The sequence below is a fragment of the Undibacterium sp. GrIS 1.2 genome (assembly GCF_040544435.1).
GTDB lineage: Bacteria > Pseudomonadota > Gammaproteobacteria > Burkholderiales > Burkholderiaceae_D > Undibacterium.
In genome coordinates this window covers 24,665-40,324 of sequence record NZ_JBEONP010000034.1, presented here as the reverse complement: position 1 = coordinate 40,324, position 15,660 = coordinate 24,665, and the positions used below count along the sequence as shown (strand labels likewise).

Sequence of the window (15,660 nt, the reverse complement as noted above, 5' to 3'; positions counted from 1 at the left end):
TGGTCACCGATTTATTTATTGGTCAGCGACACGCCTGCAATCACCAGCAAACCGCCAATCACCATCGATGCCAGAACCGGCTCGCCCAGCAAGAGCGCACTCAGGCTGATGCCAAATACCGGTACCAGATTATTAAATACGGCGGTGCGTGCCGGGCCTATGGTTTTTACGCCTTCGTAATACCAGACAAAACCAACCACCGTACCGATCGCACCGAGATACACGATCGCCGCCACAGCGGGCCAGGTAAAGTGTTGCCAGTTGACGTCGCGGATTTCAAACAGCGCGCCACATGCCAGCAACAACAAGCCCCACAGCGCCGCGTAAGCGGTAGCGGCAATCGGGCTTAAACCTTTGAGCGCATGGCGACCGATGATGGTGTATGCCGCCCAGGCGCAAACGCCGGTGAACATAAATAATTCGCCCGCACCGACAGATTGCGCAATGTCATGCCAGGCACCTGCCAGATCGCCGCGGGTGATCACGATGGCAGCACCGACAAACGCAATGGCAATCCCCAGCCATTTTCTAAAGCCCAGACGCTCACCAAAAAACGCTGCCAGCGCGAGCGCCGTGATGATTGGGTTGAGCGCCACAAACAAGGCGGTGCGGCCAGCGGGCATGCGCTCCAGAGCGGAGAAAAAGCAAATGTTATATAAAAAAATCCCAGTCGCACCGAGTGCAAAAGTCGCATGCATTTGCTGTCGTGTCAGTTTGGGCAAGCCGCCTTCCAAACGCCACGCCATCAGCAGCAACAAACTGCTGGCAACCAAAAACCGCCCGGTCGCTACAATCAGATGCGGGATTTGTTGCACCACCACTTTGCCAGCGATAAAAGTGCCGCCCCAGAACAAGGCGACGAAGACGAGTTTGATATAAGTGCTATAGGTGCTGACGGGCGCTGGATGCGTGGTGTTAGGCATGAGTAGATGAGGATGTGAAGGATGATAAGTTGGGTCGTGCTGAGTTGCTCACCAAGGTAGCAAAAGGTCTTAATGCCGCATGAGGTTCGCCGCCAGATGATTCGCTAAACTTCCGCTTGATTATTTAAAATTAGGGGAGTATCGGTTTAATTTGTCGTATTGTCCAAATAAAATATGGACAATACGACTTTAATGTAGCTTACTCCCTCTTAGTATGCATTTGGCTATACAGTGACAAATCGCATAATTCCGTCAGCACCCAAGTTACGGCGCAGTACGCCATCGAACCAAAGCTTGTGCAAATGCGCCAGCGCTTCACCCAAGGCGAACGTCAGTTGATGCGCATCCAAGGCGCGTGGAAACATGATCGGCACGATATCTGCTGCAGATTTTTCGGTCGCACAGGCCGCGACGACTTCCGCCAGACGATCGCGGTGATGATCATTCAGTTGCTGGATGCGGGTATGCAAACCGCGAAAAGGTTTGCCATGTGACGGGAGTATCAACACGTCTTCCGGCAAAGATGCGTATTTCGCCAGCGAATCCAGATATTGCTGCACAGGATTGGCTTCCGGCTCAATCGCAAACACCGACACATTGGTCGAGATACGCGGCAACACCATGTCGCCGGAGATCAGCAGATTCAGCGCTGCGCAGTACAACGAAGCATGCTCTGGTGAATGGCCGAAGCCGGTAATGATCTGCCAGTCATGTCCGCCGATGCGCACGTCGCGACCTTCTTGCATGCGCCGATATGCCGTCGGCACGCTTGGTACCAGCGTGGTGTAATAACTTTTACGCTCGGCAATCTGCTCCTGCATCTCCGACACCATACCGTGTTTTTTAAAATGCGGAAACATCGCGCTGCCATCGGCTCCCGGCAAACTGGCCGACATCATGCGGGCAAATGCGTACTCGCCTGCCGTCATCCACAACGGTGCTTGCCAGCGCTGGCATAACCAATCCGCCAGACCAATATGATCGGGATGACAATGCGTTGCCAGCACCCGCACAATCGGCAGACCGCGCAGGCCGAGCGCAGGATCACTGAATAAGGCTTCCCATGCATCGCGCGTCGGCTCGCTGGAGATGCCGCAGTCAATCGCGGTCCAGCCATGTATTACGCCATGCTCGCCCTCGTAATCATCTTCAATCAACCACAAATTGATATGGTTCAGCGCAAACGGTAAGCCCATCCTGATCCACAACACGCCCGGCGCGATGACGATAGTTTTGCCCAAGTCAGGCAAGGTCTCGCCTAGGGGATAATCGAGTTGCAGTTCAAGAGGATTCATAGCGGCTTTCTGGTCTCGTGATGTGATTTCTTGTTGGGTTCGTTTTGCATCTGATTGAAGGTCAGTCGGCGAGCATTAGGGCATTCTGGGAAATCCTATTTTTCGGCACACATGCGCCAAGGAATATCCTACAATGCGATTTCAGGCAGTTTGACGCTTACGTAAACGTAAATGCCAAGCGTAAATACCGAGCGTAAATGCAAGCTGAATGCAAACGTTCATATGCAGCTTACTTGCAACAATTACTTGCAACAATTACTTGCAACAATTATTTGCCTGCAATATCAGCGTGCAATACCAACGTACGACCGCAGTTTGCAAACAGTGCCTGCGATTGTAGCCAGAAAACCGCTTTCCTGTTTTGTCCGATGTTTTGTCTACTATTCCGATTTCCCGACTTGATCAACATGGCCACCTACACAATTACCGACCTCGCACGAGAATTTGACATTACCCCGCGGGCGATTCGTTTTTACGAAGATCAGGGTCTGATCAGCCCCACGCGGGATGGTCCCAGCGGGCGCAACCGCGTTTATACCGCCCGCGAAAGAACACATCTCAAACTGACCTTGCGCGGCAAACGCCTCGGTCTGAGCTTGTCTGACATCAAGAGTCTGGTCGATATGTATGGCTCACCCAAGGACACAGCGCCGCAGTTACAAAGCTTTTTAAGTGTATTAGCGCGCCATCGTGCTGCCTTGGAGCAACAGCGGGAAGATATTGAAGTCATGCTGGCAGAAATCAGCGCGCACGAAGAAGAGAGCCATCGCTTGTTGACGCTGGCATCGCAAACGGAGGATAAGTAAATAGGACTTACGAAAAAATGCCCCAACTGCGTTACAGCGACTCGCCGTACTTAAAGTACTGTCTTCGTCGCTACGCCTTGCTGGGACAATTTTGCGTAAGTCCTGGTAAAACTACCAGTTTGCATTTTAGAAATATGATTGACGTTTACGTAAACGTCAATTTGAAGTATGATTTTTGGCTGCATTTCCATCGAGTTTGTATAGAATTTCGCTGCGATAATCATTATCTGGTAACACATTCAACATAAAAAAGTGAGGACGACATGCTGCATCTCCCAGGTTTAACGTTTGATCATGGCGAAGACATCGCCGCCTTGCGTGAAGCAATCCAGCAATTTGCGGAGGCAGAAATAGCACCGCGCGCGGCCGAGATTGACCGCAGTGACCAGTTCCCCATGGATTTGTGGCGCAAGCTCGGCGATTTAGGCGTGCATGGCATGACCGTTTCAGAAGAATACGGCGGCGCCAATATGGGTTATCTGGCGCACATCATCGCGATGGAAGAAATTTCCCGCGCCTCTGCTTCCGTCGGCTTGTCTTACGGCGCGCATTCCAATCTGTGTATCAACCAGATCAATCGCAACGGATCGCCTGAGCAAAAAGCCAAATACCTGCCAAAGCTGATTTCTGGTGAGCATATTGGTGCATTGGCCATGTCCGAGCCTAACGCAGGATCAGACGTCGTCAGCATGAAATTGCGCGCTGATTTTAAAGGCGATCGCTGGGTGTTGAATGGTACCAAAATGTGGATTACGAATGGCCCCGATGCGGATACGCTGGTGGTGTATGCGAAGAATGATCTGGAGGCGGGTCCACGCGGCATGACCGCTTTCCTGATCGAAAAAGGTTTTAAAGGTTTTAGCATCGCGCAAAAACTCGACAAACTCGGCATGCGCGGCTCCCACACGGGTGAGTTGGTATTCCAAGATTGCGAAGTGCCAGCAGAAAACGTTCTTGGCGGTCTGGGCAAAGGTGTGAACGTATTGATGTCAGGTCTGGATTTTGAACGCGCCGTATTGTCCGGTGGTCCGCTCGGAATCATGCAAGCCTGTATGGATGCCGTTGTGCCTTACGTCCATGACCGCAAACAATTCGGTCAGCCTATCGGCGAATTCCAGTTAATGCAGGGCAAACTGGCAGATATGTATTCCACCATGATGGCTTGCAAAGCCTATGTGTATGCCGTTGGTCAGGCCTGCGATCGTGCCAAAACACCAGAGGCCGTGCGTGCGATGCGCAAAGATGCCGCTGGCGCGATTTTGTACTCCGCAGAAAAAGCCACCTGGATGGCGGGCGAAGCGATTCAGACTCTGGGCGGCAACGGTTACATCAATGAATACCCAGTCGGACGTTTGTGGCGTGATGCAAAGCTGTATGAAATCGGCGCAGGCACCAGCGAAATCCGTCGTATGCTGATCGGTCGTGAGTTGTTTGCAGAGACGAAGTAAGGGATTATCCGTCCTTGAAATAAGGAGGGGAGGCCGATGTGCGCTGGCAAGATGGATGGGGTATTTGTACCGGTTTTGCTAGTGTGCTGATATTGAATTAAAAGATACTCCCAGTAGGTATATTTAAGTTGTCAATAGAATTATTGGACAATAAGGCATATTTATAAAATATATTGGGGGAGTATATTAAAATATGTCGATACTTATGCAGAATCAACTTTTTACGTTAGCGCAATAATCCGATCTTTTCTCATGCTTCAATCATTCGCCAACCAGCTTCGATGAATAGCTCACTTGCCATGTTAACTACTTTGCCAGCTACTCTACACATCCAGACACCATTGCTACAGCATCGCAAGTTGTCGGCGCAGTTACGTAAAGCAGTCTGGCTGAAGATGGAAAACACGCAGCCTTCAGGCTCATTCAAGCTGCGCGGGATTGGTCTGATGTGCCAGCGCGCGGTCGCCAATGGCGCGACGCACCTGGTTTGTCCCTCGGGTGGCAATGCCGGATTTGCCGCTGCAGTAGCGGGCGCCGCCCTGGCAGTACGCACCACCATCGTCGTCCCACACTCGACGCCAGAGAATGTGCGTGAGGCAATTCGCGCGATCGGTGCGGGATTGATTATAGAAGGCACGCAATGGGACGAGGCAAATCAACTCGCGCTTAAGCTGTGCCAGGACCCGAATGCAGTGTATATCCCGCCGTTTGATCACCCTGATATTTGGGATGGCAATGCCACGCTCATTGATGAAGTGGTGCAGGCAGGACATGATTTTGATGCGGTGATTTGCTCGGTCGGCGGTGGCGGTTTACTCAGCGGGATTGTGCAGGGTTTGCAACGCAATGGCTTAGCGAATATTCCGGTGATTGCAGTAGAAACTGAGGGCGCCGCATCGTTACATGCAGCAGTGCAGGCGGATGAGCTGGTGACCTTGCCTGCGATTACCTCTATTGCCAGCACGTTGGGTGCGCGACGGGTAGCGCAGCAGGCTTTTGATCATACTCAAACCCATCAGATCCATGCGGTCACTGTCAGCGACGCACAGGCGATACAGGCGTGCCTGAGTTTTGCTGACGATATGCGTACTTTGGTGGAGCCTGCTTGTGGTGCTGCTTTGGCCGTGGCGTATCAAGAGCTTGCGATCTTGGCGCAATATCAGCGACCCTTGATCGTCGTCTGCGGCGGTATGGGGGTAGACTTGGCGAACCTGATCAAACTGCAGTCTAGTTTGCAGCCAAGTTTGTAACCCAGAGCGAATATGAAACTTTTGAATTCTGCCGCCGCCGTTAAAGCTAAATCCGAAGCTAAATCCGTAGCAAAATTGCCCCGACACTAAGACACTATGCCCCAAGTCGCCTTCCCTAAATTGTTGTCCTCTCAGATCGCGTTCGATATTGCGCGCACGATCATGGATGGCTTCGACAAACATTACCGTTTGTTCCGCGCCTCCAGCCAGACTGCAAAAAGTGATTTTGAAACCGGGAACTGGAAGGCCGCACAAAATGCGGCACGCGAACGTATCGGTTACTACGATAAGCGCGTAAAAGAATGTGTGCAAAGTTTAGAGGACGAGTACGAGCAAGAGGACCTGACAGATCAGGTCTGGCGCGAAGTGAAGCTACATTACATGGGATTGCTGATTGACCATTTGCAGCCGGAACTGGCAGAGACATTTTTTAATACCGTCTGCACCAAGATACTGCACCGAAATTACTTTCACAATGATTTTATTTTTGTGCGTCCGGCAGTCTCTACCGAATATATCGAGAACAAAGATACGCCACCAACTTATCGCGTATATTATCCCGCCAAAGATGGCTTGCATTACACGCTCAAACGCATCATCACCAACTTCCAGCTCAAAGCGAGTTTTGCGGATTTGGACAGGGACGTAGAGTTCGTCGCCGAGCGTTTAAAATTGCTGCTAGAAAGCGATAAATTAGAGCCAAATCACCAGATACAGGTACTGGCGAATTTGTTCTTCCGCAATAAGGGTGCATACATCGTCGGCAAACGGATTAACGGGAACAAAGAGTCACCTTTTATCATTCCGATTCTGCACAATCGTAAGGGTGAATTGGTGCTTGATACCATCCTGTTTGACACAATACAGATCACGATTTTGTTCTCGTTCACCCGCGCTTATTTCATGGTGGACATGCTGGTGCCATCGGCCTATGTGCAGTTCATCCGCAGCATTTTGCCCAAGAAGCCGCGCAGTGAAATTTACACAATTCTGGGTTTACAAAAGCATGGCAAAAACTTGTTCTACCGTGACTTTTTGCATCACCTCAAATACTCGTCAGACCGCATCGAAGCCGCACCGGGTATCCGTGGTCTGGTGATGCTGGTATTTGCTCTGCCATCGTTTCCGTATGTGTTCAAGCTGATAAAAGATAGCTTCCCGCCGCCGAAAGAAACCACTAAGGCGCTGATCAAAGAAAAATACCAACTGGTCAAAAATCATGACCGTGTTGGCCGTATGGCAGATACGCTGGAATACTCGGACGTTGCCTTTCCACGAGCCCGTTTTTCTGAAGAGTTGCTGGCGGAGATTAAGCAATATGCGCCCTCGATTGTAGAAGAAGATGATGATGAAATTATTATCAAACATCTGTACATCGAAAGACGGATGGTGCCCTTAAATATCTTCTTGGGAGAAGCAGAGAAAAGCGGCGATGATGCGGCCATTGAGCACGGTATTTTTGAATACGGTAATGCCATTAAAGAGCTGGTCGCGGCAAATATTTTCCCTGGCGATATGCTGTATAAAAACTTTGGCGTGACGCGCCATAGCCGTGTCGTGTTCTATGATTATGATGAGATTGAATACGTCAGCGATTGCAATTTTCGCGTGATTCCGCAAGCGCGCAATGAAGAGGATGAGATGGCGTCGGAGCCGTGGTATCCAGTCGCAAAAAATGATGTCTTCCCAGAACAGTTCGGCCCGTTCTTATTGGGCAACCCCAAGGTGCGGCAGTATTTTATGAAGCATCATGCCGATTTACTGACGGCAGATTACTGGCAAACGCGCAAGCTACGCATTATGGCGGGCAAGGTGGATGATGTTTTCCCTTATCCGCAAGAAGTACGCTTCAGCCATCAAACTCAACTGCATCAGTTAAATGAGTTGAAAACACAGAGTTCGCAAAAATAATTCACAAAAGTTCGCCTCATCTTTACAAACAATTTTTTGGAGATATCACATGAATGATCCTATCGTTATCGTCGGCGCCGCACGCACACCTATGGGTGCATTTCAGGGCGACTTTTCTTCTGTCACCGCTAGTCAATTGGGTGCAGTGGCGATCAAGGCAGCAGTAGAGCGCTCTGGCGTTAAACCAGAACTGATTGAAGAAGTTTTGTTCGGCAACTGTCTGATGGCAGGTCAAGGTCAGGCGCCAGCGCGCCAAGCTGCATTGGCTGCGGGTTTGCCCATGTCTACCGGTGCGGTGACCTTATCAAAAATGTGCGGCTCTGCGATGAAGGCAACCATGATGGCGTTTGACTCCATTCTTGCGGGCAGCAATGAAGTCATGGTCAGCGGCGGGATGGAATCGATGACCAACGCGCCGTATCTGATCCCTAAAGCGCGTGGCGGCTATCGTATCGGTCACGGCATGATGTACGACCACATGATGCTGGATGGTCTGGAAGATGCATACGACAAAGGCAGATCAATGGGCACTTTCGCCGAGGATTGCTCCGCCAAATACCAGTTCAGCCGTGAAGAACAAGATGCGTTTGCAATCGCCTCTGTCAAGCGCGCACAGGCAGCGACTGCCGACGGTTCTTTTGCATGGGAAATCGCTCCGGTGACGGTATCTGGTCGCAGTGGTGATGTGGTCATCGATAAAGATGAAGGTCCGCTCAAAGCCAAGCTCGATAAAATTCCGGCATTGAAACCGGCGTTTAAAAAAGACGGCACGATTACTGCTGCATCTTCTTCATCGATCAACGACGGTGCCGCTGCACTGGTCTTGATGCGTGAGTCTAAAGCCAAAGAACTCGGCTTGACACCGATCGCCAAAATCCTTGGTCACGCCAGCCACGCGCAAGAACCGGGCTGGTTCACCACAGCACCCATCGGCGCGATAGAAAAGCTGTATAAAAAAATTGGCTGGACAACTGCCGATGTCGATCTGTTCGAAATTAACGAAGCCTTTGCAACAGTGCCAATGGCAGCGATGAAAGACCTCGGTATTTCTCATGACAAGATTAACGTTCATGGCGGTGCTTGTGCATTGGGTCATCCTATCGGCGCATCAGGTGCCCGTATCATTATCACTTTGATCGGTGCGTTGAAAAAGCAAGGTAAAAAACGCGGTGTCGCATCACTGTGTATTGGTGGTGGTGAAGGTACAGCGATGGCGATTGAGCTGGTTTAAATAGCACTCAGCGCACCCGATCAACAAACTCAGTTTTTATCTTCTATCTCTGGAAAAATAATGCCAACAGCCTTAATTCTCGGTGCCTCTCGCGGTATCGGCCACGAACTGGCAAAGCAATATAAAGCTGCCGGGTGGCGCGTCATCGCCACTGCTCGCAAACCGGAAGATCTGGCGACTTTACAAGCGGCGGGCTGTGAGGCTTTACCGCTGGATGTCACCAATCTGAACGATTGCGCGGGATTAGGCTGGCGGCTGGATGATGAAAAAATTGATATCGCGATTCTGAACGCCGGTGTGTATGGACCTCGAATTTCTGGTTTGACTTCACCGGACGAAAACCATTTTGACGAGGTGATGCATACCAACGTTCTGGCTGCGATGCGTATCTTACCGATGGTGTTGCCTCTCGTAGAAAACACCAAAGGTAAGCTGGCAGTGATCTCATCACGTATGGGCTCAATCAGTTTGCGTGAGAGTTCCAGTGGATGGTTGTATCGCGCTAGTAAAGCCGCTCTCAATTCAGTGTTAAAAGATGTCTCGCTGGAAGCAAAACATGTTGTCTGCGTTGCCTTCCATCCAGGCTGGGTACAAACTGATATGGGTGGGGCTGGTGCAGATATCACGGTGGAACAAAGCGCTAGTGGAATACGCGCTAGTCTGGCTGCTTTTACCGTAAAAGATAATGGACAGTTTTTTAATTACGACGGCACGGGTATAAGCTGGTGATAGATTTATAGATACCTAGGACTTACGCAAAATTGCCCCAGCAAGGCGTAAGTTCTAATAAGTTGGTAAGTCATTAGCAATCCATAAAAATTACGAGACTAAGCATGTTATTAACGCCAGAACACGAAATGATACGCGATGCCATTCGCGCATTTGCGCAGGAAAAATTAGTCCCCAACGCAGCGCGCTGGGATAAAGAGCACCACTTCCCTGCCGCAGAATTAAAAGAACTAGCGCAGATGGGTGCTTATGGTGTCGCCGTGCCGGAAGAGCTTGGCGGCGCAGGGATGGATTATCTGTCTCTGGCGCTGGTACTGGAAGAAATTGCTGCTGGTGACGGCGGTACTTCCACTGTGATCTCGGTCAATAATTGTCCGGTATGCAGTATCGCCATGATGTATGCGAACGACGCGCAAAAAGACCAATGGCTGCGACCGCTGGCCAGCGGCAAGATGCTTGGTGCTTTCTGCCTGACCGAGCCGCATGCGGGCAGCGATGCCTCCGATCTTCGTACTACAGCGAAGAAAGAGGGCAACGAATACGTATTGAACGGTGTCAAGCAATTCATCACCAGTGGCAAGCATGCGGACGTTGCTATTGTCATGGCAGTCACCGATAAAGCTGCAGGCAAAAAAGGTATTAGCGCATTCTGGGTGCCAACCAATACACTGGGTTATATCGTCGCCAGTCTGGAACAAAAAATGGGACAGCATTCTTCCGATACGGCGCAAATTTTATTTGAAAATTGTCGTATTCCAGCTGAGAACTTGATCGGCGAAGAAGGCATGGGTTACAAAATTGCCCTATCCGGTTTAGAAGGTGGTCGCATCGGGATTGCCTCCCAATCGGTGGGGATGGCACGCGCCGCTTTTGACGCAGCCCTGGCGTATGCCAAGGATCGTACCAGTTTTGGTAAAGCGATTTTTGATCATCAATCGGTGCAGTTCAAACTGGCCGATATGGCGACCCAGATCGAGGCCGCCCGTCAATTGATCTGGCATGCCGCCAGTTTAAAAGATGCAGGTAAGCCTTGTTTGAAAGAGGCGGCGATGGCGAAATTGTTTGCGTCTGAAATGGCAGAAAAAGTCTGCTCCGATGCGATACAAGTGCATGGTGGTTATGGCTACGTCAGCGATTTTCCCGTCGAGCGGATTTACCGTGATGTACGGGTTTGCCAAATCTATGAAGGCACCTCAGACATCCAAAAAATCCTGATTGGACGTGCGTTAGCACAGGGTTAAAGTTCCCTCTCCCGCACGCGAGAGAGGGGATTTGAAACCGATGTTTGGTCAAAAGACGAAAAAGATTGAAAAATCCAGTGAAATCAAATAGGCAGTTATGACCAAGTTGTGTCCCTGTGATTCAGGAAAACAGTTTAGCCAGTGTTGCGCCCCCTATTTAAACGGCAGCGCTATCGCGTCTAATGCAGAGGTCTTGATGCGCTCCCGCTATACCGCCTATACCTTGGGGGATGAGGCTTATCTGCGTGCGACTTGGGATGTACGCACTTGTCCGGCAGAAAAAATCGTGCATGATGAGCCAACTCAATGGTTGGGTTTAGAAGTTAAACATTACTCGCTTGATGCAGGTAAGACCGACACCGCGTTAGTAGAATTTGTAGCACGTTACAAAATTGGCGGGCGAGCACATCGCCTGCATGAGCTAAGCCGCTTTTTACAAGAAGATGGTAAATGGTTTTATGTGGATGGTAGTTTCCCGACCAAAGACGATAAGAAGAGAAAAGACAAATGACGACCTTAGATTCTAAACTGAATAGCCGTTCCGAAGACTTCAAAGCCAACGCTGCTGCTATGCAGCGAGTGGTCGATGACCTTAAAGAAAAAGTAGCTAAGATCGCTCTCGGTGGCGGTGATGAAGCACGCAAAAAACATCTGGCACGCGGTAAGTTGTTGCCACGCGACCGAGTGCAAATGTTATTGGATGCAGGCACGCCATTTCTAGAGTTCTCACAACTTGCCGCCTACGATATGTACAAAGAAAAGAGCGGTGCCGACGCCGCTCCGTCCGCCGGTGTAATTACCGGTATCGGTCGCGTCGCAGGGCAAGAATGTGTGATTGTCTGTAACGACGCGACGGTGAAGGGTGGGACTTATTATCCGTTGACGGTCAAAAAGCATTTACGCGCACAAGAGATTGCCGAGCAAAATAATTTGCCATGTATTTATCTGGTGGACAGTGGCGGCGCTAACTTACCAAATCAGGATGATGTATTCCCTGATCGGGATCATTTCGGTCGCATTTTCTTCAATCAGGCAACCATGTCGGCCAAAGGTATACCGCAAATCGCGGTGGTCATGGGCTCGTGTACCGCTGGCGGCGCTTATGTGCCGGCGATGAGTGACGAATCGATTATCGTCAAAAATCAAGGGACGATTTTTCTGGGTGGTCCACCGCTAGTCAAAGCCGCTACCGGTGAGGTCGTCAGCGCCGAAGATCTTGGTGGTGGTGACGTCCACACACGTCTTTCAGGCGTGGTCGATCATCTGGCACAAAATGATACTCATGCGCTATCGATGGCGCGCACCATTGTCTCTAACTTAAATCGTCAGAAGCCAGCTAGCGTCGTATTAAAAGAAGTAGAAGAGCCGAAATTCCCCCCGCAAGAATTATATGGCGTCATCCCGGTGGATACCCGCAAACCATTTGATGTGCGTGAAGTGATTGCGCGTGTAGTCGATGGTAGCCATTTCGATGAATTCAAGGCGCGTTATGGCACTACCTTAGTCTGCGGCTTTGCACATATCCACGGCATGCCGGTAGGTATTATTGCGAACAACGGTATTCTGTTTTCTGAATCTGCATTAAAGGGAACGCATTTCATTGAGCTATGCTGTCAGCGCAAAATCCCGCTAGTATTTTTGCAAAATATCACCGGCTTCATGGTCGGTCGCAAATATGAAAACGAAGGTATCGCCCGCAACGGCGCCAAGATGGTCACCGCTGTCGCCACTGCCAATGTGCCAAAATTTACCGTCATTATCGGCGGCAGTTTTGGTGCCGGTAACTACGGCATGTGTGGTCGCGCTTTCTCTCCGCGCTTTATGTGGATGTGGCCAAATGCACGTATCTCCGTCATGGGCGGCGAACAAGCAGCCAGTGTACTGGCGACCGTTAAGCGCGACGGCATCGAAGCCAAAGGCGGCACTTGGACTGCGGAAGAAGAGGACGCATTTAAGCAACCGATCAAAGACCAATACGAACATCAAGGCCACCCCTATTTCGCCTCCGCCCGGTTGTGGGATGACGGTGTGATTGATCCGGCAGATACGCGCATGGTGCTTGGATTGGGATTGTCAGCAGCGTTGAATGCGCCAATACCGGATGTGAAGTTTGGCTTGTTCAGGATGTAAATTTATGAAGCTGCTTGCACTTGCATTCTTATCCTTAATGGGACTTATCGCAGAGATTACCCACGCCGAAGAGATACTTTCTGCGACCTTGAATGAATCTGTTATTAAAATTCCTACGACCGTAAGGACGGTATTTCGGCAAGATGTGAGTAAGGAAATGGTGGTGACGCAGTTCCGACCTTCTGGAGACGGACCCTTCCCTATTGCAATTTTATTGCATGGACGCAGTTATAAAGATCGCTCCAAACCTAGTCGTGAGCGTTTTCTGCAAGCAGCAAGATATTTCGTTAACCGTGGTTTTGCCGTATGGGTACCGACTCGGCTCGGTTATGGTGATTCTGGTACCGAGCCTGATCCAGAGTATTCTGGTACTTGTTCTGGCAAAGATTATTTGCCCGGCTATGAGGCGGCAGCGGTTAGCACGCTTGATGTAATTGCCTATGCAAAACAACAATCCTATGTCGACCCAGCGCGCATAGTTATTCTTGGTCAATCTTACGGCGGTGCGACGGCAATAACTTTGGCTGCAAAGAATCCGCCAGGTCTGATCGCGGTAATCAATTTTGCTGGAGGTGGTGGCGGAAATCCTGACACTCAGCCGTATGAGCCTTGTCGGCCTGATTTATTGAAAGAGATGTTCGGACTTTATGGCAAGACAGCGCGGGTTCCAAGTTTGTGGATTTATACAGAAAACGATAAATACTTTGGTCCAAATTATCCCAAACAATGGTTTGCTGAGTTCCAGAAGCAGGCTTCAGGAAACAAGGCGGCAGAATATCGGGCTATGCCTGCATTTGGCGACAACGGGCATTTCTTTTTCTCCCGTGCTTTTTCGGTCTGGCGTCCGATAGTTGACGAGTTTTTACAACGTCAAGGTGTTCAGATACCGCAAAGCATTGGAATTTTTCAGGACACGGGCTATGCAAATTTACAAGATATTGCCAGTTTGCCGTCAACCAATCCTGACGCAAGAGAAAAATATGCGAGATTTTTAGAGCTAGATATTCCTCGTGCTTTTGTCTTTGGCTCTGCAGGAGAATTCGGATATGCCGGAGCAACTCATGACGCCCTTATAAAAGCATTAGAATTTTGTAAGAAGCGTGCCAATAGTGAATGTGTTCCGTACGCCATAGATGATAAGGTGGTCTGGAAAAAACTCAACGTCGGTAGTGCACCCGATACTGGTTCTTAAGTGAGTTTCTGGATGCAAATGGATTTGTCAGAGTACCGAATAAATAGGAAAAACGTAATGGATACGCTCACAATTTCAATCAGTGATTATGTCGCGACAGTCACACTCAATCGCCCGGAAGTCCGCAATGCCTTTAATGAAATGTCGATCGCCGAGATAACTCAGACCTTCCGGGATTTGGCTGCTAACGATCACATCCGTGCTATTGTGCTGGCCGCGAATGGCTCCGCTTTTTGTGCTGGTGCAGATTTAAATTGGATGAAAAAAATGGCGGATTATTCTCACGAAGAAAATCTCGCCGATGCGGGTCAACTGGCTGAAATGCTGCGGACTATTTATTGTTGCCCTCAACCTGTAGTCGCCAAAGTACAAGGCGATTGTTACGCAGGTGGCATGGGTTTGGTTGCTGCTTGCGATATCGCGGTCAGTGCAGATGTGGCGAATTATTGTTTAAGTGAAGTCAAACTTGGTTTGATTCCCGCGACGATTTCTCCGTATGTGATTAAGGCGATGGGCGAGAGTGCAGCGCGACGTTACTTCATCACGGCTGAAAGGTTCAGTGCAGCAGAAGCGCATCGTATCGGGTTTGTGCATGAACTGGTGAGTGCAGAAGCTCTTGATGAAAAGGTCGCCGAGATCGTTAAGTCGCTGGTGTCGAATAGCCCGAACGCAGTAAGGCAGGCAAAGCGTCTGGTACAAAATGTTGCCAGCCGCGAACTCACGGATGCATTGATTGCCACAACCGTTGAGGGTATTGCACATATCCGCGCGTCGGACGAAGGACGTGAGGGTGTTCGTTCATTTTTAGAAAAACGCAAACCGGGCTGGCTGCTATGAAAAAGAGAACACTATTAGTCAGTGCCGTTGCCTTGACTGCTGTCGCTGCGGCTGGTTTTGCAAGCTACCGAAAATCGACTGTTGAAATTACCTCGATCACGAATATGCTAACGCAGCTAGAAGCTTTGAAGTCGCGTGATCTGGCTGCCAAATTAGTCCAAAAAACTGGCTGGGCACCTTACAAAGTGTTCGTGCATCTGGCGCAAAGTATTCAGTATTCGATGACCGGTTATCCCGAGATGAAGCCCGAGTTGTTTCAGCACACCGCCGGTAGTGCCGCCTTCTATGCATTCTCGGTTGCCGGCGCGATGCGCCACAATTTGACTGAACCGATTCCCGGCGCACCGGCGATTGCCGATACCGGCAATGTCAGTGAGGCGATTGATCTTGTGATCAAGGCGTTGCAAGAGTTTCAGAGTTATACCGGAGAACTGCGGCCACATTTTGCCTACGGCTTATTGAGCAAGACTGAGTTTGCAAACGCGCATGTGATGCATATAGAAAATCACCTTAAGGAGATTCAGTCTTAGAGGAGCTTTGCAGTAGGACGGTCTGTAGGGTGCGTCATGCGCACCGTTGGTGAAAAAAACGATGAATAAAAAGAGTGCATCTGGTGAGATGCCAGGTACTCAAGGTACTCAAGGTACTCAAGGTACTCAAGGTACTC

14 protein-coding genes are annotated in these 15,660 nt (G+C 50.0%); 12 read left to right on the top strand and 2 right to left on the bottom strand.

Going from position 1 to position 15,660, the window contains the following annotated elements:
* Window positions 1-11: 11 nt before the first annotated feature.
* Both AAKU61_RS15010 and AAKU61_RS15005 read right to left on the bottom strand, forming a co-directional pair.
* Window positions 12-923 (bottom strand): DMT family transporter, encoded by a 912-nt coding sequence (locus AAKU61_RS15010; RefSeq protein WP_354333509.1) that lies wholly within the window; start codon window positions 921-923, stop codon window positions 12-14.
* Between the two features lie 224 nt (window positions 924-1,147).
* Window positions 1,148-2,218, bottom strand: coding sequence for an MBL fold metallo-hydrolase (locus tag AAKU61_RS15005; protein WP_354333507.1), 1,071 nt, complete (start codon window positions 2,216-2,218; stop codon window positions 1,148-1,150).
* A gap of 407 nt (window positions 2,219-2,625) precedes the next feature.
* Here AAKU61_RS15005 and AAKU61_RS15000 point away from each other — a divergent pair, with 407 nt between their 5' ends.
* The 12 genes from AAKU61_RS15000 (at window position 2,626) to AAKU61_RS14945 (ending at window position 15,523) form a co-directional block, all read left to right on the top strand.
* Complete coding sequence (locus tag AAKU61_RS15000) at window positions 2,626-3,024, top strand: MerR family transcriptional regulator (protein WP_354333505.1); 399 nt, start codon at window positions 2,626-2,628, stop codon at window positions 3,022-3,024.
* Window positions 3,025-3,287: 263 nt separating this feature from the next.
* Window positions 3,288-4,472 (top strand): isovaleryl-CoA dehydrogenase, encoded by a 1,185-nt coding sequence (locus AAKU61_RS14995; RefSeq protein ID WP_322120426.1) that lies wholly within the window; start codon window positions 3,288-3,290, stop codon window positions 4,470-4,472.
* Between the two features lie 281 nt (window positions 4,473-4,753).
* Window positions 4,754-5,722 (top strand): pyridoxal-phosphate dependent enzyme, encoded by a 969-nt coding sequence (locus tag AAKU61_RS14990; RefSeq protein WP_354333503.1) that lies wholly within the window; start codon window positions 4,754-4,756, stop codon window positions 5,720-5,722.
* Window positions 5,723-5,818: 96 nt separating this feature from the next.
* On the top strand, window positions 5,819-7,633 hold the full coding sequence (aceK, locus tag AAKU61_RS14985; protein ID WP_354333501.1) for a bifunctional isocitrate dehydrogenase kinase/phosphatase: 1,815 nt from the start codon (window positions 5,819-5,821) through the stop codon (window positions 7,631-7,633).
* 49 nt (window positions 7,634-7,682) lie between these two features.
* Entirely contained in the window at window positions 7,683-8,864 is a 1,182-nt protein-coding gene (locus tag AAKU61_RS14980) for an acetyl-CoA C-acetyltransferase (protein WP_354333499.1), read from the top strand.
* Between the two features lie 60 nt (window positions 8,865-8,924).
* Window positions 8,925-9,593 carry an SDR family oxidoreductase gene (locus AAKU61_RS14975; RefSeq protein WP_354333497.1) on the top strand — a complete coding sequence of 223 codons (669 nt, stop codon included), beginning with the start codon at window positions 8,925-8,927 and terminating at the stop codon, window positions 9,591-9,593.
* A 104-nt stretch (window positions 9,594-9,697) separates the two neighbouring features.
* Window positions 9,698-10,834: an acyl-CoA dehydrogenase family protein gene (locus AAKU61_RS14970; protein ID WP_354333496.1), complete on the top strand. Its 1,137-nt coding sequence runs from the start codon at window positions 9,698-9,700 to the stop codon at window positions 10,832-10,834.
* A gap of 97 nt (window positions 10,835-10,931) precedes the next feature.
* Window positions 10,932-11,345: a YchJ family protein gene (locus tag AAKU61_RS14965; RefSeq protein ID WP_354333494.1), complete on the top strand. Its 414-nt coding sequence runs from the start codon at window positions 10,932-10,934 to the stop codon at window positions 11,343-11,345.
* Complete coding sequence (locus tag AAKU61_RS14960; protein ID WP_354333493.1) at window positions 11,342-12,964, top strand: carboxyl transferase domain-containing protein; 1,623 nt, start codon at window positions 11,342-11,344, stop codon at window positions 12,962-12,964. Before AAKU61_RS14965 ends, AAKU61_RS14960 begins: the two co-directional genes overlap by 4 nt.
* 4 nt (window positions 12,965-12,968) lie before the next feature.
* Window positions 12,969-14,156, top strand: coding sequence for a dienelactone hydrolase family protein (locus AAKU61_RS14955; RefSeq protein ID WP_354333491.1), 1,188 nt, complete (start codon window positions 12,969-12,971; stop codon window positions 14,154-14,156).
* A 57-nt stretch (window positions 14,157-14,213) separates the two neighbouring features.
* On the top strand, window positions 14,214-14,993 hold the full coding sequence (locus AAKU61_RS14950) for an enoyl-CoA hydratase/isomerase family protein (RefSeq protein ID WP_354333490.1): 780 nt from the start codon (window positions 14,214-14,216) through the stop codon (window positions 14,991-14,993).
* Entirely contained in the window at window positions 14,990-15,523 is a 534-nt protein-coding gene (locus AAKU61_RS14945; RefSeq protein WP_354333488.1) for a DUF1569 domain-containing protein, read from the top strand. Before AAKU61_RS14950 ends, AAKU61_RS14945 begins: the two co-directional genes overlap by 4 nt.
* Window positions 15,524-15,660: the final 137 nt, after the last annotated feature.